Origin of the sequence: Pseudomonas gingeri (genome assembly GCF_013385425.1) — a bacterium.
Taxonomy (GTDB): Bacteria; Pseudomonadota; Gammaproteobacteria; order Pseudomonadales; family Pseudomonadaceae; genus Aquipseudomonas; species Aquipseudomonas gingeri_D.
The window spans coordinates 409,250-429,681 of record NZ_JACAQA010000004.1 but is presented as its reverse complement, the minus strand read 5'-3'; the positions used below and the strand labels follow the sequence as shown (position 1 = coordinate 429,681).

Sequence of the window (20,432 nt, the reverse complement as noted above, 5' to 3'; positions counted from 1 at the left end):
AAGGGATCCGAGCATGCCCCGTTTTCTTGGTGCCCTGCTGTTGCTGGGCCTCGCCTTCAACGCCCACGCCGACAGCTATCTCACCCGCCTGCTGAACAAGCCGGTGCCCGGCGGCGTGGCCGTGGTCGATCTCGGAGCAAACGCCCAGGCGCCCAAGGCCAGTTACCAGGGCAAGCCGGTGCTGGTGGTCAAGGAACAGAATAGTTGGTTGGCGATTGTCGGTATTCCCCTCAGCGTGAAACCCGGCAGCCAGCAAATCAACTCGGCGGGGCGCAACCTGAGTTTCAACGTTACTAGCAAGAAATACCCGGAACAGCACATCACCTTGAAAAACACCCGCCAGGTCAACCCGAATCCGGCCGACCTCAAGCGCATCGATGAAGAACTGGCGGTGCAGATTCGGGCCTATCGCAGCTTCAGCCCCGGTACGCCGAGCAACCTGCTGTTGGACAAGCCGGTCAACGGGCCACTGTCGAGCCGCTTCGGCGTGCGTCGGTTCTTCAACGGCGAGGAGCGCAACCCACACGCCGGGCTGGACTTCGCGGTGCCAGCAGGTACGCCGATCAAGACCCCGGCAGCGGGCAAGGTGATTCTGATCGGCAATTACTTCTTCAATGGCAATACGGTGTTCGTCGACCACGGCCAGGGCTTTATCAGCATGTTCTGCCATATGTCGAAGATCGACGTGCAGGTGGGCCAGTCACTGGCCCGTGGTGCGGTGGTGGGCAAGGTCGGCTCCACAGGGCGGGCGACCGGCCCCCATATGCACTGGAACGTCAGCCTGAATGACGCGCGGGTCGATCCGGCGATCTTTATCGGCGCGTTCCAACCCTGATCCCCGGAACACCACCGCCCCCCCCTGTAGGAGCGAGCTTGCTCGCGATGGTAGTCCAGGCACCACTGGGTATCAGGTGCCCCCGCGTTATCGTTGACGTCCATCGCGAGCAAGCTCGCTCCTACAAGGACCTCGTTCGGTCTGGGCGACCGATGTTGCAGCCAACCATCCCAGCGGCAAAGATTGCGCAGGTCCAAAATAGTGCGCAATTGTTCTAGATTTTTAGTCGTTCAAGCAGAATAAAATATCGTAAAAGCCGATTTTCCGAGTATTTCTCTCAATTTTTCCCACAGGCTTGCCATCTTTCACCCCAGTGGTTAGGGTTGAAGACATGAAAACTTCTCACACCCTCATTCAGCGACGTCAACATCGCAGCCTCTGCCTCGTCAGCGCACGACTGCCAGGCTGAATCGAACGACCTCGTCCCCGGTTTTCTCCCTGATAACGCATTACCGGCTGGCCGCCTTTTTTCGGCCCTGACCCCAAGGAATTTCCCCATGAGCATGCTCAAAGACCCGTCTTCGAAGTACCGCGCGTTTCCGACCATCGATCTCCCTGATCGCACCTGGCCGTCGAAAACCATCACCAGCGCGCCGATCTGGTGCAGCTCCGACCTGCGCGACGGTAACCAGTCGCTGATCGAGCCGATGGACGCGGTGAAAAAACTGCGCTTCTGGAAAACCCTGGTCAGCGTCGGCGTGAAGGAAATCGAAGCCTCGTTCCCGGCCGCTTCGCAAACCGACTTCGACTTCGTCCGTACCCTGATCGAAGACAACCACATCCCCGAGGACACCACCATCCAGGTGCTGACCCAGGGCCGTGAAGACTTGATCGAGCGCACTTTCGAATCCCTGCGCGGGGCGAAGAAAGCCATCGTTCACCTGTACAACGCCACCTCGCCGTCCTTCCGCCGCATTGTCTTCAACCAGGACAAGGACGGGATCAAGGCCATCGCGGTCAACGCCGCCAAGCTGTTCGTCAAATACGCCGCCCAGCAGCCGGACACCCAGTGGCAGTTCGAGTACTCGCCGGAAACCTTCAGCGCCACCGAGCTTGAGTTCGCCAAGGAAGTCTGCGACGCGGTCATCGAAGTCTGGAACCCGACGCCCGAGCACAAGGTGATCCTCAACCTGCCCGCCACGGTCGAGTGTGCCACCCCGAACATCTATGCAGACCAGATCGAGTGGTTCGGTCGCCATATCAACCGTCGTGACAGCGTGATCATCAGCCTGCACACCCACAACGACCGTGGCACCGGCGTGGCCGCCACCGAACTGGGCCTGATGGCCGGCGCCGACCGTGTCGAAGGCTGCCTGTTCGGCAACGGCGAGCGTACCGGTAACGTCGACCTGGTCACTGTGGCCCTGAACATGTACACCCAGGGTCTCGACCCACAGCTGGACTTCTCCGATATCGACGGCGTGCGCAAGGTGGTCGAGGAGTGCAACCAGATTCCGGTGCACCCACGTCACCCGTATGTCGGCGACCTGGTCCATACCGCCTTCTCCGGCTCCCACCAGGATGCGATCCGCAAGGGCTTCGCCCAGCAGCAAGCCGACGCCCTGTGGGAAGTGCCGTACCTGCCGATCGACCCGGCCGATATCGGCCGCAGCTACGAGGCGGTGATCCGCGTCAACAGCCAGTCGGGCAAGGGCGGTATCGCCTACCTGCTGGAGCAGGAATACGGCATCAGCCTGCCGCGTCGCATGCAGATCGAGTTCAGCCAGGTGGTGCAGCGTGAAACCGACCGCCTCGGCCTGGAAATGACCGCGCAGCAGATTCATGCCCTGCTGCACAGCGAGTACCTGCAAGCCAACACCCCGTATGCGCTGGTCAGCCATCGCCTGCAGGAAGAAAACGGCAACAGTGCCGTGGAAGTGGAAGTGTCCGGCAAGGGCCAGGGCGAGACCAATCTGCACTGGCGCGGCAAGGGCAACGGCGCCCTGGAAGCACTGGTGGCCGGTCTGCCGATACCGGTGGAAATCATGGACTACAACGAGCACGCCATCGGTGCCGGGACCAACGCCAAAGCCGCGGCTTATATCGAGCTGCGGGTGAACGGTGAACGTGCGGTGCACGGCGTGGGGATCGATGAAAACATCACCACCGCCAGCTTCAAGGCACTGTTCAGCGCGCTGAACCGCTCGCTGAGCCAGCTGGATACCAGCAAGGCGGCGTAAGCGTCGGCAGAAATAAAAAGGCCCCGGCGGTGTGAACCCCCGGGGCCTTTTTGTGCGTCTGAGTCCGTCATCGCCGGCTTGCTGGCGATGAACGATAACGCGGTGTTACTGATTCAACTCAAAGCTGTCGGCATCCAGGTAGGCCGGAAACCGCGTCCGATAGGCCGCCAGTTCCGCCGCACTCAAGGTGACCTGGAACACACCGTCGGCCTCCCCTGCCCCCAGCAACGACTCGCCCTGGAAATCCAGCACCTGGCTGTCGCCGGTATAGGCGAAACCCTTGCCATCGGTGCCGACCCGATTCACCGCCACCACATAACACAGGTTTTCAATTGCCCGCGCCGGCAACAATCGGTTCCAGTGCAAGCGCCGCGCGCCCGGCCAGTTGGCGGTGTACAGCAGCAGGTCGGTGTCCTGGGCATCGCGGCTCCACACCGGAAAACGCAGGTCGTAGCAGATCAGCGGACGCACCCGCCAGCCCTTGAGCTCGAACTGCATCTGGCGCTCGCCCGGGGTGTAGTGGTTATGCTCGCCGGCCATGCGGAACAGGTGGCGCTTGTCGTAGTGCAACACCTCGCCATCCGGCCGCGCCCACAACAGACGATTGCGGTGACTGCCATCGGTGGCGCGGACGATCACGCTGCCGGTGATCACCGCATCAAGCTTTTTCGCCTGCTCACGCAGCCAATCGCTGGTCGGGCCGTTTTCGGCTTCGGCCAGGGTCTGCGACGCCATGGAAAAACCGGTGGTGAACATCTCCGGCAGGATCACCAGATCAGCCCCCGCAGCCTGCTCCAGCAGCACGTCGAAGTGCTCGAGGTTGGCCTGACGGTCATGCCAGGCCAAGGTGGTCTGCACCAATGCGAGTTTCAGGTCCGGCAACGCACTCAGATCACGCATAGTTTTGCCGCTGCTTCACGCAGCGTCTCCTCGCGCTTGGCAAAACACAGGCGCACCAGGCGCTGTCCTTCCGGCGGGTTCTGGTAGAAGACCGACACCGGAATGCTTGCCACGCCATGTTCGCGGGTCATCCACACGGCCATGTCGACGTCGTTCAGGTCCGGGCGGATCTGCGAGTAGTCGACCAATTGGAAATAGGTCCCCGCCGCCCGTTTGAAGCTGAATCGCGACTCGCCCAGCAGGTCGCAGAACAGATCGCGCTTCTCCTGATAGAACGCCGGCAGTTCCTCGACATGCTCCGGACGCATCGCCATAAAGTCGGCCAGTGCATACTGCAACGGCGTCACGCCGCAGAAGCTGACGTACTGGTGCACTTTGCGCAGTTCGGCGGTGAGGGCCGGCGGCGCTACCACATAGCCAGTTTTCCAGCCGGTGACGTGGTAGGTCTTGCCGAACGAGCTGACCACGAACGCACGCTGATACAGCGCCTCATGGGCCAAGACACTGGCATGGGGCACGCCGTCGAACACCAGGTGTTCGTAGACTTCGTCGCTGACCAGATAGATGTCGCGGTCGGCGATCAGTTTTGCCAGTTGGTCCAGTTCGCCATGACTGATCAGCGCACCGCTGGGATTGTGCGGGCTGTTGAGGATGATCATGCGGGTGCGCGGGCTCAGCGCGTCGCTGAGCTTCTGCCAATCGATGGAGAAGTCTTCCAACCCGAGCTGCACATGCACGCAACGCCCACCGGCCAACTCCACCGAAGGTTCATAACTGTCGTAGCAAGGGTCGAAAACGATCACCTCGTCGCCGGGGTGGATCACCGCCTGGATAGCACAGAAGATCGCCTGGGTCGCGCCGGGGGTGATGGTGATCTCTGCATCGGCGTTCACGTGCACGCCGTAGCTGCGGGCGATTTTCGTCGCCACCTGCTGGCGCAGGGCCGGCAGCCCGGTCATGGGGGCGTACTGGTTATGGCCGTTGTTCACATGCCGGCAAACCGCATCACGCAGGGCCTGCGGGCCCTCGAAATCCGGGAAGCCCTGGGACAGGTTGAGCGCACCGGTTTCCACCGCAAGCGCAGACATACGGGTAAAGATGGTGGTGCCGACATTCGGCAACTTACTGCTGATCATGGGGGCGTTTTCCCTGCTGAACATCCGGCTCTACGGGGCACGGGAGCGTTCGAGGATAACGTAAACGCCAGGCATGAAAAAGGGCGCCGAGGCGCCCGTTTTCATGATCCGAATCAGCGTTTCTTGTCGCGACGCTTTTTATCGGCCTGCTTGTGGTGCGACATCATCCGACGCTTCTTGTTGACCTGACGGTCAGTCAGCGCGGTCTTCTTGCCTTCGTACGGGTTCTCGCCGCCCTTGAATTCGATGCGGATCGGCGTCCCCACCAACTTCAGTACACGGCGATAGGTGTTTTCCAGGTAGCGGACATAGGACTTCGGCACCTTCTCCACCTGGTTACCGTGGATCACGATCAGCGGCGGGTTGGCCCCGCCCAAGTGCGCGTAGCGCAGCTTGATCCGACGGCTGTTGACCATCGGAGGCGCGTGCTCGGTCACCGCATCTTCGAGGATCTGGGTCAGGCGGCTGGTCGGCCAGCGGGTCACCGCCGACTTGAAGGAGTTCTGTACCGACTGGTACAGGTTACCCACGCCGGTGCCGTGCAAGGCCGAGATAAAGTGGATGTCGGCGAAGTCGACGAAGAACAACCGGCGCTCCAGCTCGATCTTCACGAAATCACGTTCGCCCGGGGTCATGCCGTCCCATTTGTTCAGGGCGATCACCAGCGCACGACCCGACTCCAGGGCAAACCCGAGCAGGTTGAGGTCGTGATCGACCACGCCTTCGCGGGCGTCCATGACGAAGATCACGACGTTGGCGTCCTTGATCGCCTGCAAGGTTTTCACCACGGAGAATTTTTCGACTTCCTCGTGGATCTTGCCGCGCTTACGCACACCGGCGGTGTCGATCAGCGTGTACTTCTCGTCGTTACGCTCGAACGGGATGTAGATACTGTCGCGGGTGGTACCGGGCTCGTCATAGACGATAACCCGGTCTTCACCGAGCATGCGGTTGACCAGGGTCGACTTGCCGACGTTCGGGCGACCGATAATGGCGATCTTGATGCCATCTTTTTCGCTCGGGCCGGGAATGCGCTTGGCTTCTTCACCTTCGGCAACGTCTTCGATCTCGCCGTCTTCCGGCTCGTCTTCGTCGTCTTTCGGGAAGTCGCTCAGGGCGATTTCCAGCATCTGGGTGATGCCGCGACCGTGGGCACCGGCGATCGGGATCGCGTCGCCCAGGCCCATCGGGCTGAATTCGGCGCGGGCCATATCCGGGTCGATGTTGTCGACCTTGTTCGCCACTACGTAAGAACGCTTGTTACGTTTGCGCAGGTGCTCGCCGATCATCTGGTCAGCGGCGGTGAAGCCGGCTTTGGCGTCCACCAGGAACAGCACGACATCGGCTTCTTCAATGGCCAGCAGCGACTGCTCGGCCATTTTTTCGTCCATGCCATGCTCGTCGCCGGAAATACCGCCGGTGTCGATCAGGATATAGGTGCGCCCTTGCCACTTAGCCTCACCGTATTGGCGATCACGGGTCAGACCGGACAAGTCGCCGACAATGGCGTCACGAGTCCTGGTCAGGCGGTTGAACAGGGTGGATTTACCGACGTTCGGTCGGCCCACCAGGGCGATTACGGGAACCATGCGGCTCTCCACTTCGTTATTTCAGAAAATACAAAAGCCGCTGCAAGGCAGCGGCTGGTGCTCGGGGCAGCACCGGGAGGTGCCGCAAACCTCATGAAACGAGGCCGCCTGTGGGATCAACGCCGAACCTGTAGGAGCGAGCTTGCTCGCGATGGTCGTTAACGATAACGCGGGGCACTGGTTCTTTCGCGGTGCCCTTACGTTCATCGCGAGCAAGCTCGCTCCTACAAGTGATGCGTTGGGGTACCCCCAAGCATAGTCAAACCTTTACTTGATGGTCAGGGCTTCCAGTTTGCCGCTGTTGCCATACACGTAAATCATGTCACCCATCACCAGCGGACGTGCACGCAGGCCGTCGCTGTCAATGCGCTCGCGACCGACGAAGCGACCGTCCACCTGGCTCAGCAGGTGCAGGTAGCCTTCGAAGTCGCCGACTGCGACGTAGCTGGAGAACACTTCCGGTGCCGTCAGCTGGCGACGAGCCAGGGCGTCATTGCTCCAGATCGCCGTGGTGGAACGTTCGTCAACGCCTTCAACCGTGCCGGACGCCAAGGCGACATAAACACTGCCGAAGCCCTGGGCAACGCCCGAGTAGCTGGAAGCATCACGCTGCCAGAGCACTCGACCGCTTTCCAGCTCCAGTGCCGCCATGCGGCCCTGGTAGCTGGCGACATAGAGGTTGCCGCCGGACAACAGCAGGCCGCCGTCAATGTCGACGATGCGCTCCAGCTCCGAACGCCCTTGCGGAATGGCCACACGGGTTTCCCACGCCGGCACGCCGTTATGGGTATCCAGGGCGACCACCTTACCGCTGGACAGACCCGCCACCGCCAGGTGGTTGGTCACCAAGGGTGCACCCGTACCACGCAAGGTCAGAACCGCCGGGCTGCTGTCGTACAACCAGCGCTGGTTGCCGGTGTCGGCATCGAGGCCGATCACACGGTCGTCCTGGGTCTGCACAACCACCACGTCACCGTTGGTGGCCGGCGGCGCCAGCACTTCGCTGGTCACCTGGGCGCGCCATTTCTGCTCGCCGCTGCTGGCATCCAGGGCAATCACTTCGCCCTTGAGGGTGCCCATCAACACCAGGCCGTAGCCGACGCCGATGGCGCCGGAAACCGGCACTTCCAGGTCTTTCTTCCACTTCACGTCGCCGTTCATGCGATCCATCGCGATCACGACGCCAGTGTCATCGGCCGCGTAGATGGTATCGCCGTCAATCGCCGGCACCAGCATGTTGTAGATCTTGCCCTGGCCGTCACCGATGGAACGGCTCCACTCTTTGTGCAGAACCACTTCTTCCTTGAAGGAGGTCAGTTCGGCCGGTGGCAGTTCTTTCTTGCTGTTGCTGCTGCAACCCGCGGCCAGAATGGCCAGAGCCAGCAATGCTGCATGTTTCCAACGGATCACGTCACGCATCCCCTTTGGCCAGGTCGTCCAGCTTGATTTGTAAGCCACCGACCGCTGCTTCATCAGACAGCGCCGCTTTGGCCTTTTGGTACGCGGCATGAGCTTCATCGGTCCGACCCAGTTGAACCAACAGGTCCCCCTTGAGTTCTTCGCGACTGGCCAGGAACGCCTTGTCAGCATCGCCGTCGAGCAGTTTCAGTGCGTCGTCGACTTTGTTCTGTGCCGCCAGCACCTGGGCCAGGCGCTGACGCGCGACTTCGCCGAGGGTGATGTTGGCCGGTTTGTCGGTAATGGCTTTCAGCTCACGCGCGGCGTCGTCGAGTTTACCGGTATCGACCGCAACTTTCGCTACGAACAGACTGCCGTACTGCGCATAGGCGCTGCCGGCGAAATCGGTGTTGAGCTTGTTGGCCAGGTCCGCCACACGTCCAGGGTCGGGCTTGCCGTCCGGCGTCAGCGTGGTTTCCAGCAGTTGCTGATAAAGCATCGAGGCGCCCTGCGCCTGGTTGCTCTGGTATTTGTGCCAGGCCTGCCAGCCGAACACCACCACCAGGGCCAGCAAGCCGCCAGTGACCAAGGGTTTGCCGTTACGCTGCCACCAGTCCTTCAACTCCGCCAACTGATCATCTTCGGTACTCGACACCCCAATACTCCTTATTCTCTAAATCGGCTGTTTTACAGCTTCAACCCTGCACGACGCAGGTGGCCAAGTGCTCGGAAAGAGCCTCCCAGGCAATGCTTTGTTGCTCGCCCTGGCCACGCAGGGGTTTGAAACCTACCACTTGCTGAGCCAATTCGTCGTCACCGAGAATCAAGGCGTACAGCGCACCGCTTTTGTCAGCTTTCTTGAACTGGCTCTTGAAGCTGCCGGCACCGGCGTTGACCTGCAAACGCAGGTTCGGCAGCTGGTCGCGGACCTTCTCGCTCAGGGCCAGGGCCGCGAGCTCGGCGGCTTCGCCGAAGGCGCACAGGTAGACGTCGACCTGACGGGCGATTTCTTCCGGGACCTGCTCCAGGGTTTCCAGCAGCAGGATCAACCGCTCGATACCCATGGCAAAACCCACGCCGGGAGTCGGCTTGCCGCCCATCTGCTCCACCAGGCCATCGTAGCGACCACCGGCACAGACGGTGCCCTGGGCGCCCAACTGGTCGGTGACCCATTCGAAAACGGTCTTGCTGTAGTAATCCAGCCCGCGCACCAGCTTGGGATTGATCACGTACGGGATGCCGGCCGCATCGAGACGGGCCTTGAGGCCTTCGAAGTGCAGGCGCGATTCCTCGTCGAGGTAATCGGCGAGTTTCGGCGCATCCACCAGCGCGGCCTGGGTGTCCGGATTCTTGGTGTCGAGCACCCGCAGCGGGTTGGTCTTCAGGCGGCGTTGGCTGTCTTCGTCCAACAGCTCGAGACGCGCGCTGAGGAACTCCACCAGGGCCTCGCGATAACGGCCACGGGACTCGCTGGTGCCCAGGCTGTTGAGTTCGAGCTTGACCGCGCCGCGGATGCCCAGCAGGCCCCACAGGCGCCAGGTCAGCACGATCAGCTCGGCGTCGATGTCCGGGCCGTCGATATTGAAGACTTCGCAGCCGATCTGGTGGAACTGGCGATAACGGCCTTTCTGCGGACGCTCGTGGCGGAACATCGGGCCGATGTACCAGAGCTTCTGCGGCTGGCCACCACCGGTGATGCCGTGTTCCAGCACGGCGCGCACGCAGGCCGCGGTGCCTTCCGGACGCAGGGTCAGGGAATCGCCGTTGCGGTCCTCGAAGGTGTACATCTCTTTTTCGACGATGTCGGTCACTTCACCGATGGAGCGTTTGAACAGCTCGGTGAACTCGACGATCGGCATGCGGATCTGCTTGTAGCCGTAGTTATCCAGCAGGCGCGCGACCGTGCCCTCGAAATAGCGCCACAGGGGCGTCTGCTCGGGCAGGATGTCGTTCATGCCACGAATGGCTTGCAAAGACTTGCTCACAAAATATCCTTAAATTCTTCGATCAGCCGCGGGCGATCAGCGCCGCGTCGGCTTCGACCTTTTCGGCCGCCTTCTGCCGGATCAGCCTTTCGAGCTCATCCACCAGATTGTCATTCGTCAGTTTCTGTGCCGGCTTGCCGTCGATGTAGATCAGGTTCGGCGTGCCACCGGTCAGGCCGATATGGGCCTCTTTGGCCTCACCCGGTCCGTTGACCACACAACCGATCACGGCCACATCCAGCGGCACCAGCAGATCTTCCAGGCGCCCTTCCAGCTCGTTCATGGTCTTGACCACATCGAAGTTCTGCCGCGAGCAGCTCGGGCAGGCGATGAAGTTGATACCACGGGAGCGCAGGTGCAGGGACTTGAGGATGTCGTAGCCGACTTTCACTTCCTCGACCGGGTCGGCCGCCAACGAGATGCGAATAGTATCGCCAATCCCTTCGGCCAGCAGCATACCGAGGCCGACGGCGGATTTCACTGTGCCTGAACGCAAACCACCGGCTTCGGTGATCCCCAGGTGCAGCGGCTGGACGATTTCCTTGGCCAGCAGGCGGTAGGCGGCTACCGCCATGAACACGTCGGAAGCCTTTACGCTGACCTTGAAGTCCTGGAAGTTCAGGCGCTCCAGGTGCTCGACATGGCGCAGGGCGGACTCCACCAGCGCCTCTGGCGTGGGCTCGCCGTACTTTTTCTGCAGGTCTTTTTCCAGGGAACCGGCGTTGACGCCGATACGGATCGGGATACCACGATCACGGGCGGCATCGACCACCGCGCGCACGCGGTCTTCGCGACCGATATTGCCCGGATTGATCCGCAGGCAGTCGACACCCAGTTCGGCCACGCGCAGGGCGATCTTGTAGTCGAAGTGGATATCGGCGACCAGCGGTACCTTGACCAACTGCTTGATCCGACCGAAGGCCTCGGCGGCGTCCATGTCCGGCACGGAAATGCGCACGATATCGACGCCCGCGGCTTCCAGGCGATTGATCTGCGCCACGGTAGCCGCGACGTCATTGGTGTCGCTGTTGGTCATGCTCTGCACCGCGATCGGTGCATCACCGCCTACGGGTACCGAGCCGACCCAGATTTTACGGGACTCGCGACGCTTGATAGGAGATTGGCCGTGCATGACTTATTGACCTAGCTTCAGGCGAGCGGTCTCGCCACTGGTGAACGGGGCGATATCGACCGGCTGACCGTTGTATGTGATCTGGGCACCGCGGGCATAGCCCAGGCGCACGGCAAACGGCGGCTTGCCGCTGAGCTCAAGGTTCTCGCCCTTGCGCTTGAGGCCGCTGACCAGCACCTTGCCGTTGCCGTCGGTGACCTGGGTCCAGCAATCGGCGACGAAGGTCAGGTGGACCTGGCCGGCGCCGGCCACGGGCTCGGCGGCAGCGGGTGCACCGCTGACCGGAGCGCCTGACGCGACTGTCGACACCGGGGCTGGGGCTTGCGTCGGGGCCACCACCAGGGTCTGCGCCGAATGCGGCACAGGCACCACAGCCGGGGTCGCCGGAGTACTGGCCGCAGCCGCCGGGGCCGCAGGCTGGGCCTCGGCCGCGCCTTCAGGTGCCGGCGCCTCGGAGGCCGCCTGGTTCTCGGTCACGGCCTGGTCTTCCGGCTCGTCGATCGGATGAATCTGCGTGGTGCCGTCGGCGCTTTCGACTTCGACGTGCTCCATATTGACCGCCGCCTGATCCTTGGAGCGCAGGCTGGCCTGGTCCTGCCACCAGACGAAGCCGCCGCCGATCACGGCGATCAGCAACAGCAGGCTGACAATACGCAACAGGGTGTGGGAAAACCGCACCGGCTCTTCGATCCGCCCCAGGGCCTGGACACTGCTGCCCTGGGAATCGGTACCGGTGCTCTGGTCGAACTGCTGGACCAGGACGGCCTGGTCCATGCCGAGCAACTTGGCGTAGGCGCGGATATAACCCCGAGCAAAGGTATGCCCCGGCAGCTTGTCGAAGGCACCGGCTTCCAGGTTGCTCAAGGACGACACCGTGAGGTTGAGCTTCACGGCCACCTCGGCCAGCGTCCAACCATTGCTTTCGCGGGCCTGACGCAGGGTCTCACCGGGGTTGACGCGAGTCGCTGCTACAAATTCGGGTTGCGCCGCTTTCATCTTTGCTCCGACAGGTATTGCTGATATTCCGGCGTACCGGGATAGAGTCGTTTTAGTTGCAAGCCGTAACTGGCGGCCTTGTCACGATCTTCGTAGATTTTCGCCAGGCGGATACCGAGCAATAGACTACGTGCATTTTGCTCGCTCAGCAGGCTGAAGCGCGCGTAATAATCGCGTGCGGGCACATAATGCCTGTCTTCGTAAGACAACTCAGCCATTTCCAGCAAGGCACGTGGCTGTTGGCGGTTCAGGCGCAGGGATTTGTCGAAATGCTGCAGGGCCAGATCGCGCTGGCCGAGGGCCAGGGCAGTCAGGCCGAGGTTTTCGAAAACCCGCGAACGTTCGGTATAGAGGCTGTCGTTGGCGGCCTGTTCAAAGCGCTCGTAGGCGTCCTTGTAACGCTTGAGCTCAAACAGGAAGCTGCCGTAATTGTTGAGCGTGCGCGCGTCGTTCGGACGCGAGGACAGGGCCTTGTGGAAATGCTCCTCGGCCAGTTGCGTTTCGCCTTCGGCCTGGAACACCAGCGCCAAGGCGCCGTTGGCATCCGGATCGGAGCTGTCCATCTCCAGGGCTTTCTTGAGCGGCACCTTGGCCTGCTCGGTCTGGCCTTGCTGCAGATAGCCGATGCCCAGTTGCACATAGGCCGTGCGCGCTTCATCGCGCCCCTTGCTGGTACTCAGCGGGTCGACATTACCCGTTGAAACGCAGCCGGCCAGCAGGCCGACGAATACGACAAGGAGCGCAGCGCGCAGGGTCATGGAGGTCCTCTCTCAGTTTCGGTTCGCGGCGCTTTGCCCACTTTCGGCATCGGCGCTCAGCTCACGTACGGCAATGTAGCGTTCGCTGCGACGGGTGCGATCCAGCACCTGCCCCACCAGTTGACCACAGGCCGCGTCGATGTCTTCACCGCGGGTGGTGCGTACCGTGACGTTATAGCCGGCCTGATGCAACAGATCCTGGAAACGCCGGATCGCATTGTTGCTCGGGCGCTCGTAGCCCGAATGCGGGAACGGGTTGAACGGAATCAGGTTGATCTTGCACGGCGTGTCCTTGAGCAGCTCGATCATCTCGACGGCATGCTCGACCTGGTCGTTGACATCCTTGAGCAGGGTGTACTCGATGGTCAGGACGCGCTTCTCGCCGAGGGTCGCCATGTAGCGACGGCACGACTCGAGCAACATCTTAAGCGGATACTTCTTGTTGATCGGCACCAATTGGTTACGCAATGCGTCATTCGGTGCGTGCAGCGACAGCGCCAGGGAGACGTCGATGTGCTCGGCGAGCACGTCGATCATCGGAACCACGCCGGAGGTCGACAGGGTCACGCGGCGCTTGGAGATGCCGTAGCCCAGGTCGTCCATCATCAGGTGCATGGCCGCGATGACGTTGTCGAAGTTCAGCAGCGGCTCACCCATGCCCATCATCACCACGTTGGTGATGGCACGGTCGACGGTCGCCGGGACGCTGCCAAAGGATTTGTTGGCAATCCACACCTGGCCGATGACTTCGGCGGCGGTGAGGTTGCTGTTGAAGCCTTGCTTGCCGGTGGAGCAGAAACTGCAGTCCAGGGCACAGCCCGCCTGGGACGAAACGCACAAGGTGCCACGTTTGCCCTGGGGAATGTAGACGGTCTCGACGCAGCTGCCGGACGCCACGCGCACCACCCATTTACGGGTGCCGTCGGTGGAAATGTCCTCGCTGACGACTTCAGGACCGCGTACTTCAGCAACAGTCTTGAGCTTTTCACGCAAGGCCTTGCTGACGTTCGTCATGGCGTCGAAATCATCGACGCCAAAGTGGTGAATCCACTTCATGACCTGACCGGCACGGAAACGCTTCTCCCCGATTGAGTCGAAGAATTTTTCCATTTCCGGCTGAGTCAGACCCAACAGGTTTATTTTGCCGATTGATACAGTCATGGATTCACCCTCACTCGAAAGCCTTTGCTTAGCGAGCGGTTACTTCGGTAGCTGCGAAGAAGTACGAGATTTCGCGAGCGGCAGCGGCTTCGGAGTCCGAACCGTGTACAGCGTTGGCGTCGATGGAATCAGCGAAGTCAGCACGGATGGTGCCGGCGGCGGCTTCTTTAGGGTTGGTAGCGCCCATCAGCTCACGGTTCAGAGCGATGGCGTTTTCGCCTTCCAGAACCTGGACAACAACCGGGCCGGAGATCATGAAGGCAACCAGGTCGCCGAAGAAACCACGAGCGCTGTGCTCAGCGTAGAAGCCTTCGGCTTCGGCTTTGGACAGTTGCTTCATTTTCGAAGCAACAACGCGCAGGCCGGCGTCTTCGAAACGGGAAACGATCTTGCCGATCACGTTTTTTGCAACGGCGTCAGGCTTGATGATGGAGAAAGTGCGTTGAACAGCCATGGTGTAACTCCAGAAACAGTGATTTGCCAAAAATTAAACCCGCGAATTATACGCGGGTTCCCAAGTATTGCCTAACCTGCCGCGCTGCTCAGTCGCGTTCTTCGATCCACTGGGCCTGAATGGCCTCCAGAATCTTCTCGCCGCAGTGCTCCGGCTTGTCGTCGAACTCGGGCAATTCCATCACCCACTTGCGTAGATCGACGAAGTTGACCGACATTGGATCGACTTCCGGCTTGCTTTCAGCCAGTTGAATTGCGATCTCCAGCACATCAACCCATTTCAGGCTCATGATAATTCCTTGAATCAATGCGGCGCTTCGGCGGCGTGGTTGAGCGAGTACTTCGGAATCTCGACGGTCAGGTCCTCGGTCCCGACTTTGGCCTGACAGGCCAGGCGCGACTGGGCTTCCAGCCCCCAAGCCTTGTCAAGGTAGTCCTCTTCCAGCTCATCGGCCTCTTCCAGCGAGTCGAAACCTTCGCGAATCAGGCAATGGCAAGTGGTGCAGGCGCAGACACCGCCACAAGCACTTTCCATTTCGATATGGTGCTCATGGGCCAATTCGAGGATCGAGATCCCCGTTTCCGCCTCCACGACCAAGCCCTCAGGACAAAACTTCTCGTGAGGCAGAAAAATCACCTGCGGCATCGTTATTCCCCAATCTCATTCAGGTTGCGCCCCGCCAGCGCGGCTTTCACCGTCGAATCCAGGCGGCGTGCAGCAAAAGCATCGGTCACTTGCGACAGACGCTTGGTCTGCTGCTCGATGGCGTAACCATCGGTGCCTTTCATCAGTTCGGTCAGTTCCTGCACCTGCAGGTCGATGACCATGCGTTCATCGGCATCCAGCAAGCGTTCGCCATCGGCCTCCAAAGCCGCTTGCACGGCTTCGACCAGGCGTTGGGCATCGACCTGCTGCTCGCGCAGCACGCGAGCGACCTTGTCGTCACCGGCATACTGGAACGAATCCTTGAGCATCCTGGCGATTTCGCCGTCGGTCAGGCCGTAGGACGGCTTGACCTGGATGCTCGCCTCGACGCCCGAACCCAGTTCGCGGGCCGAGACATCGAGCAGACCGTCGGCATCGACCTGGAAGGTCACGCGGATCTTCGCCGCACCCGCGACCATGGCCGGAATGCCGCGCAGTTCGAAACGCGCCAGGGAGCGGCAGTCACTGATCAATTCACGCTCGCCTTGCAGCACGTGAATCATCATGGCCGACTGGCCGTCTTTATAAGTAGTGAAGTCCTGGGCACGGGCGACCGGGATGGTGGTGTTACGCGGAATCACCTTCTCCATCAGGCCGCCCATGGTTTCCAGGCCCAGGGACAACGGAATCACGTCCAGCAGCAGCAATTCGCCGCCATCGCGCTTGTTGCCGGCCAGGGTATCGGCCTGGATCGCGGCACCAATGGCCACCACCTGATCCGGGTCGATCTCGGTCAACGGCTGACGGCCGAACATTTCGGCGACCGCCTCGCGAACACGCGGCACACGGGTCGAGCCGCCGACCATGACCACGGCCTGGACCTCGTCGAGCTCCACGTTCGAGTCACGCACGGCGCGTCGGCAAGCCTTGAGGCTGCGCGCAACCATGGGCTCGATCAGCGCATCGAAGACTTCACGGCTCAAGGCCGCACGCCAGTCGCCATAGACCACCTCGACCGAAGTCGCATCGGTCAGGGCTTCCTTGGCGGCGCAAGCGGTTTGCAGCAGATGACGCTGCGCACCCGGATCGAGATCGGCGGACAACCCTGCCTGCTCGATGATCCAGCCGGCAATCGCATGGTCGAAGTCATCGCCACCCAGGGCGCTGTCGCCACCGGTGGCCAGTACCTCGAAGACACCACGGGTCAGGCGCAGGATCGAAATATCGAAAGTACCGCCGCCCAGGTCATAGATGGCAACCACGCCTTCGGCGTTCTGATCCAGACCGTAAGCCACCGCCGCCGCCGTCGGCTCATTGAGCAGGCGCAGCACGTTGAGTCCAGCCAGCCGTGCCGCGTCCTTGGTTGCCTGGCGCTGGGGCTCGTCGAAATAAGCCGGCACGGTGATCACCGCGCCCACCAGTTCGCCGCCCAAGCTTGCCTCGGCGCGCAGACGCAGCACCTTGAGGATCTCGGCGGACACTTCCACCGGGCTTTTCGGGCCCTGCACGGTATCGATGAACGGCATGTGCGACTCACCGCCGACAAAGCGGTAAGGCAGCTGTTCGCCCAGTTGCTTGACGTCCGCCAGGCCACGGCCCATCAGGCGCTTCACCGACATCACGGTATTGAGCGGATCACCGGCGGCAGCCAACTTGGCCGACTGGCCGACTTCAACGCGGTCGGCGTGATAGCGCACCGCGGACGGCAGGATCACCTGCCCGTCGGCATCGGGCAACGGCTCGGAAAGACCACTGCGTAATGCAGCGACCAGCGAATTGGTAGTGCCCAAGTCGATCCCCACAGCCAGGCGACGCTGGTGCGGTTGAGGACTCTGGCCGGGTTCGGCGATCTGCAGTAGGGCCATCGTTATCTGGACTTATCTGAATATCAGGCGTGCGACCGAGGCGGCACTGGGTTAATCGTCGAGGCGCTCTTCTAACTGGCGCACTTCGTAGGTGAGCTTGTCGAGAAACTGCATGCGCCGCATCAGGCGTTCGGCCTGTTCGCGTTGCGCGGCATCGTTCCAACAAGCTGCGAAGCTGTCGTTCAATTGATCCTGGGCGACTTTCAAGCGGCGCTTGAACGTGGCGATACCGGGCAGGTTCGCTTCGTCCTGCAACTCCTCGAGCTCCTCGCGCCATTGCATCTGCTGCATAAGGAAATCGGGGTCGTGCACCGTGACCTCCAGCGGCAACTCGCGACCGCCCATGGCGAGCAGGTAGCGCGCGCGTTTGGGAGGACTCTTGAGGGTCTGGTAGGCCTCGTTGAGGCTGGCGGACTGCTCCAGGGCCAGGCGTTGCTCACGCTCGGAAGCGTCGGCAAAGCGGTCCGGGTGCACACCGCGCGCCAGTTCTCGATAGCGCGCGGCCAACTGTTCGAGATCCAGCGTAAAGCTCGGCTGCAACTCGAATAAAGCGAAATGACAAGGAGTACCCACAACAAGAAGCCTCAGATGTTGAAGCTTTCGCCGCAGCCACATTCACCGCGCACGTTGGGGTTGTTGAACTTGAAGCCTTCGTTCAACCCTTCCTTGACGAAATCCAGCTCGGTGCCGTCCAGGTAGGTGAGGCTTTTCGGGTCGATGATCACTTTTTCGCCGTGACTCTCGAACACCTGATCTTCCGCCACCACTTCGTCGACGAACTCCAGCACATAGGCAAGGCCGGAACAGCCTGTGGTGCGAACACCCAGACGAATCCCTTCACCTTTGCCGCGCCCGTCAAGGGAGCGTCGCACGTGTCGAGCAGCCGCTTCTGTCATGCTGATAGCCATCGGTGACTCCTTACTAATCGCTTGAACGCCAGATCGTTTAGATCAGGCCTTTCTTCTGCTTGTAATCGCGAACGGCGGCCTTGATGGCGTCTTCGGCGAGGACCGAGCAGTGGATCTTCACTGGCGGCAGGGCCAGTTCTTCAGCCAGCTGAGTGTTCTTGATGGTCTCTGCTTCATCCAGAGTCTTGCCTTTCATCCACTCGGTAGCCAGGGAGCTGGAGGCGATAGCCGAACCGCAACCGTAGGTCTTGAACTTGGCGTCTTCGATGATGCCTTGCTCGTTGACCTTGATCTGCAGGCGCATCACGTCGCCGCACGCCGGAGCGCCGACCATGCCGGTGCCGACATCCGGGTCTTCGGCGTCCATCTTGCCGACGTTGCGCGGGTTTTCGTAGTGGTCGATGACCTTTTCGCTGTAAGCCATGGTACTTAATCCTCACTCATCAGGGCCGCTCTCGGTCCTGTCGTTACGTCAGCCGTTGATTGCCGCGTCGCTACAGGACCTGTATGTGGCGGCTTCTTTATTTAGTGTGCCGCCCACTCGATCTTCGAGATATCGACGCCGTCTTTGAACATGTCCCACAGCGGCGACAGAGCGCGCAGCTTGGTGACGGCCTCGCAGACTTTCTGCGCGGCATAATCGATTTCTTCTTCGGTGGTGAAGCGACCGAAGGTGAAGCGGATCGAGCTGTGGGCCAGTTCGTCGTTGCGGCCCAGGGCGCGCAATACGTACGAAGGCTCCAGCGAAGCCGAGGTACAAGCGGAACCGGAGGAAACCGCGAGATCCTTGAGCGCCATGATCAGCGACTCGCCTTCGACGTAGTTGAAGCTCAGGTTCAGGTTGTGCGGTACGCGGGCGGTCATGCTGCCGTTGATGTACAGCTCTTCCAGATGCTCGACCTGCTTGTAGAAGCGCTCGCTCAAGGCTTTGATGCGCAGGTTCTCGGCAGCCATGTCTTCCTTGGCCACGCGGAACGCTTCGCCCATGCCGACGATCTGGTGGGTCGCCAGGGTACCGGAACGCATGCCGCGCTCGTGACCGCCGCCGTGCATGGTCGCTTCGAGGCGAACACGCGGCTTGCGGCTGACGTACAGCGCGCCGATGCCTTTAGGGCCGTAGGTCTTGTGGGCCGAGAAGGACATCAGGTCGACTTTCAGCTTCTGCAGGTCGATATCGACCTTGCCGGTGGACTGAGCGGCATCGACGTGGAACAGCACGCCACGGGAGCGGGTCAGCTCGCCGATGGCGGCGATGTCGTTGACGGTGCCGATCTCGTTGTTCACGTGCATGATCGAGACCAGGATGGTGTCGTCGCGCAGGGCGGCTTCAACCATGGCCGGAGTGATCAGGCCATCTTCACGAGGCTCGATGTAGGTGACTTCGAAACCTTCGCGCTCCAGTTGGCGCATGGTGTCGAGGACCGCCTTGTGTTCGATCTTGCTGGTGATCAGGTGCTTGCCCTTGGTGCCGTAGAAATGCGCAACCCCCTTGATCGCCAGGTTGTCGGACTCGGTGGCACCGGAGGTCCAGACGATTTCACGCGGGTCGGCATTGACCAGGTCGGCCACCTGGCGACGTGCGTTTTCCACGGACTCTTCGGCTTTCCAGCCGAACACGTGGGAACGGGACGCCGGGTTACCGAAGTTTCCGTCGACCAGCAGGCATTCACTCATTTTTTGCGCGACACGCGGATCAACCGGGGTAGTCGCTGAGTAATCAAGGTAAATCGGCAATTTCATGGATACTCTCCTAAATCAGGCTGGCTGGCGCACCGTTGGCTCTTTGGCTGTCATTCGACGGTGGACGCTTCGATCTTGTCCAGGTGTAGCGCCCTGCTATTACCGCGGCGCTGATCCTGACGCTGGGCGACTTCTTGCACTTCACGGCGAGTGACAAGGTCCGCCAAGCTGATACCGCTGAGAAATTCGTGGATCTGCAGGCTGAGGTCGCACCACAGATGGTGGGTCAGGCAGGTATCGCCGCCATGGCAATCGCCCAGCCCCTGGCATTTGGTGGCATCGACCGATTCGTTCACGGCATCGATCACCTGGGCGACCTGGATCCCCTGCATGTCACGCGACAGCTGGTAGCCGCCGCCGGGACCGCGCACACTGGACACCAGGTTGCTGCGGCGCAACTTGGCGAAAAGCTGTTCGAGGTAGGACAGGGAGATGCCTTGGCGCTCGGAGATATCGGCCAGAGACACCGGCCCGCGTTGCGCGTGCAACGCCAGGTCGAGCATGGCGGTCACGGCGTATCGGCCTTTTGTAGTCAGTCGCATGGACAGGTACCACGGAGTTACGGGATCGGGATGGGGAAGAGTATGCTATTCCCGAGTATTTAAGTCAACTATAAGACCTAGTGCTTTAGTCGGGTTTACCGCGAAAAGCGCGCGCAAATTGTAGCAAAGTCTGGGGCGTAATGGCATCACCGCCGTCGTGACTGACTGGTGGTTCCTTGGCGCCCTTCAGGACGTCTTCGCGGGCAAG

21 protein-coding genes are annotated in these 20,432 nt (G+C 61.2%); 2 read left to right on the top strand and 19 right to left on the bottom strand.

Features of this window, described 5'->3' with window-relative positions; translation table 11 throughout:
- Positions 1–13: 13 nt before the first annotated feature.
- Both HX830_RS07570 and leuA read left to right on the top strand, forming a co-directional pair.
- Positions 14–835, top strand: coding sequence for a peptidoglycan DD-metalloendopeptidase family protein (locus HX830_RS07570; RefSeq protein ID WP_177099571.1), 822 nt, complete (start codon positions 14–16; stop codon positions 833–835).
- A 497-nt stretch (positions 836–1,332) separates the two neighbouring features.
- Positions 1,333–3,015: a 2-isopropylmalate synthase gene (gene leuA / locus HX830_RS07565; RefSeq protein ID WP_103498533.1), complete on the top strand. Its 1,683-nt coding sequence runs from the start codon at positions 1,333–1,335 to the stop codon at positions 3,013–3,015.
- 105 nt (positions 3,016–3,120) lie between these two features.
- Here the strand turns inward: leuA and HX830_RS07560 are convergent, their stop codons facing one another.
- The 19 genes from HX830_RS07560 to iscR all read right to left on the bottom strand — a co-directional run bounded on the left by HX830_RS07560 (position 3,121) and on the right by iscR (position 20,224).
- On the bottom strand, positions 3,121–3,915 hold the full coding sequence (locus tag HX830_RS07560; RefSeq protein ID WP_177099569.1) for an amidohydrolase: 795 nt from the start codon (positions 3,913–3,915) through the stop codon (positions 3,121–3,123).
- Positions 3,903–5,051 carry a pyridoxal phosphate-dependent aminotransferase gene (locus tag HX830_RS07555; protein WP_177099567.1) on the bottom strand — a complete coding sequence of 383 codons (1,149 nt, stop codon included), beginning with the start codon at positions 5,049–5,051 and terminating at the stop codon, positions 3,903–3,905. Before HX830_RS07555 ends, HX830_RS07560 begins: the two co-directional genes overlap by 13 nt.
- A gap of 113 nt (positions 5,052–5,164) precedes the next feature.
- The gene (der, locus tag HX830_RS07550) at positions 5,165–6,640 is read right to left on the bottom strand and encodes a ribosome biogenesis GTPase Der (protein ID WP_103498536.1); all 1,476 of its coding nucleotides are present in this window, start codon (positions 6,638–6,640) and stop codon (positions 5,165–5,167) included.
- Between the two features lie 267 nt (positions 6,641–6,907).
- Positions 6,908–8,059 (bottom strand): outer membrane protein assembly factor BamB, encoded by a 1,152-nt coding sequence (bamB, locus tag HX830_RS07545; protein WP_152740966.1) that lies wholly within the window; start codon positions 8,057–8,059, stop codon positions 6,908–6,910.
- Positions 8,052–8,693, bottom strand: coding sequence for a YfgM family protein (locus HX830_RS07540; RefSeq protein WP_103498538.1), 642 nt, complete (start codon positions 8,691–8,693; stop codon positions 8,052–8,054). Before HX830_RS07540 ends, bamB begins: the two co-directional genes overlap by 8 nt.
- 40 nt (positions 8,694–8,733) lie before the next feature.
- A complete protein-coding gene (gene hisS, locus HX830_RS07535) occupies positions 8,734–10,023 on the bottom strand; it encodes a histidine--tRNA ligase (protein ID WP_103498539.1) in 1,290 nt (429 codons plus the stop codon).
- 22 nt (positions 10,024–10,045) lie between these two features.
- Positions 10,046–11,155 carry a flavodoxin-dependent (E)-4-hydroxy-3-methylbut-2-enyl-diphosphate synthase gene (ispG, locus tag HX830_RS07530; RefSeq protein WP_100943102.1) on the bottom strand — a complete coding sequence of 370 codons (1,110 nt, stop codon included), beginning with the start codon at positions 11,153–11,155 and terminating at the stop codon, positions 10,046–10,048.
- A gap of 3 nt (positions 11,156–11,158) precedes the next feature.
- Positions 11,159–12,151, bottom strand: coding sequence for a RodZ domain-containing protein (locus tag HX830_RS07525; protein ID WP_152740968.1), 993 nt, complete (start codon positions 12,149–12,151; stop codon positions 11,159–11,161).
- Positions 12,148–12,909 carry a type IV pilus biogenesis/stability protein PilW gene (pilW, locus tag HX830_RS07520; protein WP_103498541.1) on the bottom strand — a complete coding sequence of 254 codons (762 nt, stop codon included), beginning with the start codon at positions 12,907–12,909 and terminating at the stop codon, positions 12,148–12,150. Before pilW ends, HX830_RS07525 begins: the two co-directional genes overlap by 4 nt.
- Before the next feature lie 12 nt (positions 12,910–12,921).
- Positions 12,922–14,070, bottom strand: a complete 1,149-nt coding sequence (gene rlmN / locus HX830_RS07515; RefSeq protein ID WP_103498542.1) for a 23S rRNA (adenine(2503)-C(2))-methyltransferase RlmN — start codon at positions 14,068–14,070, stop codon at positions 12,922–12,924.
- A gap of 28 nt (positions 14,071–14,098) precedes the next feature.
- Positions 14,099–14,524, bottom strand: coding sequence for a nucleoside-diphosphate kinase (gene ndk / locus HX830_RS07510; RefSeq protein ID WP_103498543.1), 426 nt, complete (start codon positions 14,522–14,524; stop codon positions 14,099–14,101).
- A gap of 88 nt (positions 14,525–14,612) precedes the next feature.
- Positions 14,613–14,813 (bottom strand): Fe-S cluster assembly protein IscX, encoded by a 201-nt coding sequence (iscX, locus tag HX830_RS07505; protein ID WP_103498544.1) that lies wholly within the window; start codon positions 14,811–14,813, stop codon positions 14,613–14,615.
- Positions 14,814–14,827: 14 nt separating this feature from the next.
- Positions 14,828–15,169, bottom strand: coding sequence for an ISC system 2Fe-2S type ferredoxin (fdx, locus tag HX830_RS07500; RefSeq protein WP_103498545.1), 342 nt, complete (start codon positions 15,167–15,169; stop codon positions 14,828–14,830).
- A gap of 2 nt (positions 15,170–15,171) precedes the next feature.
- Positions 15,172–17,034 carry a Fe-S protein assembly chaperone HscA gene (gene hscA, locus HX830_RS07495; RefSeq protein ID WP_103498546.1) on the bottom strand — a complete coding sequence of 621 codons (1,863 nt, stop codon included), beginning with the start codon at positions 17,032–17,034 and terminating at the stop codon, positions 15,172–15,174.
- 51 nt (positions 17,035–17,085) lie between these two features.
- Positions 17,086–17,607, bottom strand: a complete 522-nt coding sequence (hscB, locus tag HX830_RS07490) for a co-chaperone HscB (RefSeq protein WP_103498547.1) — start codon at positions 17,605–17,607, stop codon at positions 17,086–17,088.
- An 11-nt stretch (positions 17,608–17,618) separates the two neighbouring features.
- The gene (iscA, locus tag HX830_RS07485; RefSeq protein ID WP_010565230.1) at positions 17,619–17,942 is read right to left on the bottom strand and encodes an iron-sulfur cluster assembly protein IscA; all 324 of its coding nucleotides are present in this window, start codon (positions 17,940–17,942) and stop codon (positions 17,619–17,621) included.
- A 37-nt stretch (positions 17,943–17,979) separates the two neighbouring features.
- Entirely contained in the window at positions 17,980–18,366 is a 387-nt protein-coding gene (gene iscU / locus HX830_RS07480; RefSeq protein WP_003443374.1) for a Fe-S cluster assembly scaffold IscU, read from the bottom strand.
- Positions 18,367–18,467: 101 nt separating this feature from the next.
- Positions 18,468–19,682, bottom strand: coding sequence for an IscS subfamily cysteine desulfurase (locus tag HX830_RS07475; protein ID WP_177099565.1), 1,215 nt, complete (start codon positions 19,680–19,682; stop codon positions 18,468–18,470).
- Between the two features lie 50 nt (positions 19,683–19,732).
- Positions 19,733–20,224: a Fe-S cluster assembly transcriptional regulator IscR gene (iscR, locus tag HX830_RS07470; RefSeq protein ID WP_103498549.1), complete on the bottom strand. Its 492-nt coding sequence runs from the start codon at positions 20,222–20,224 to the stop codon at positions 19,733–19,735.
- Positions 20,225–20,432: the final 208 nt, after the last annotated feature.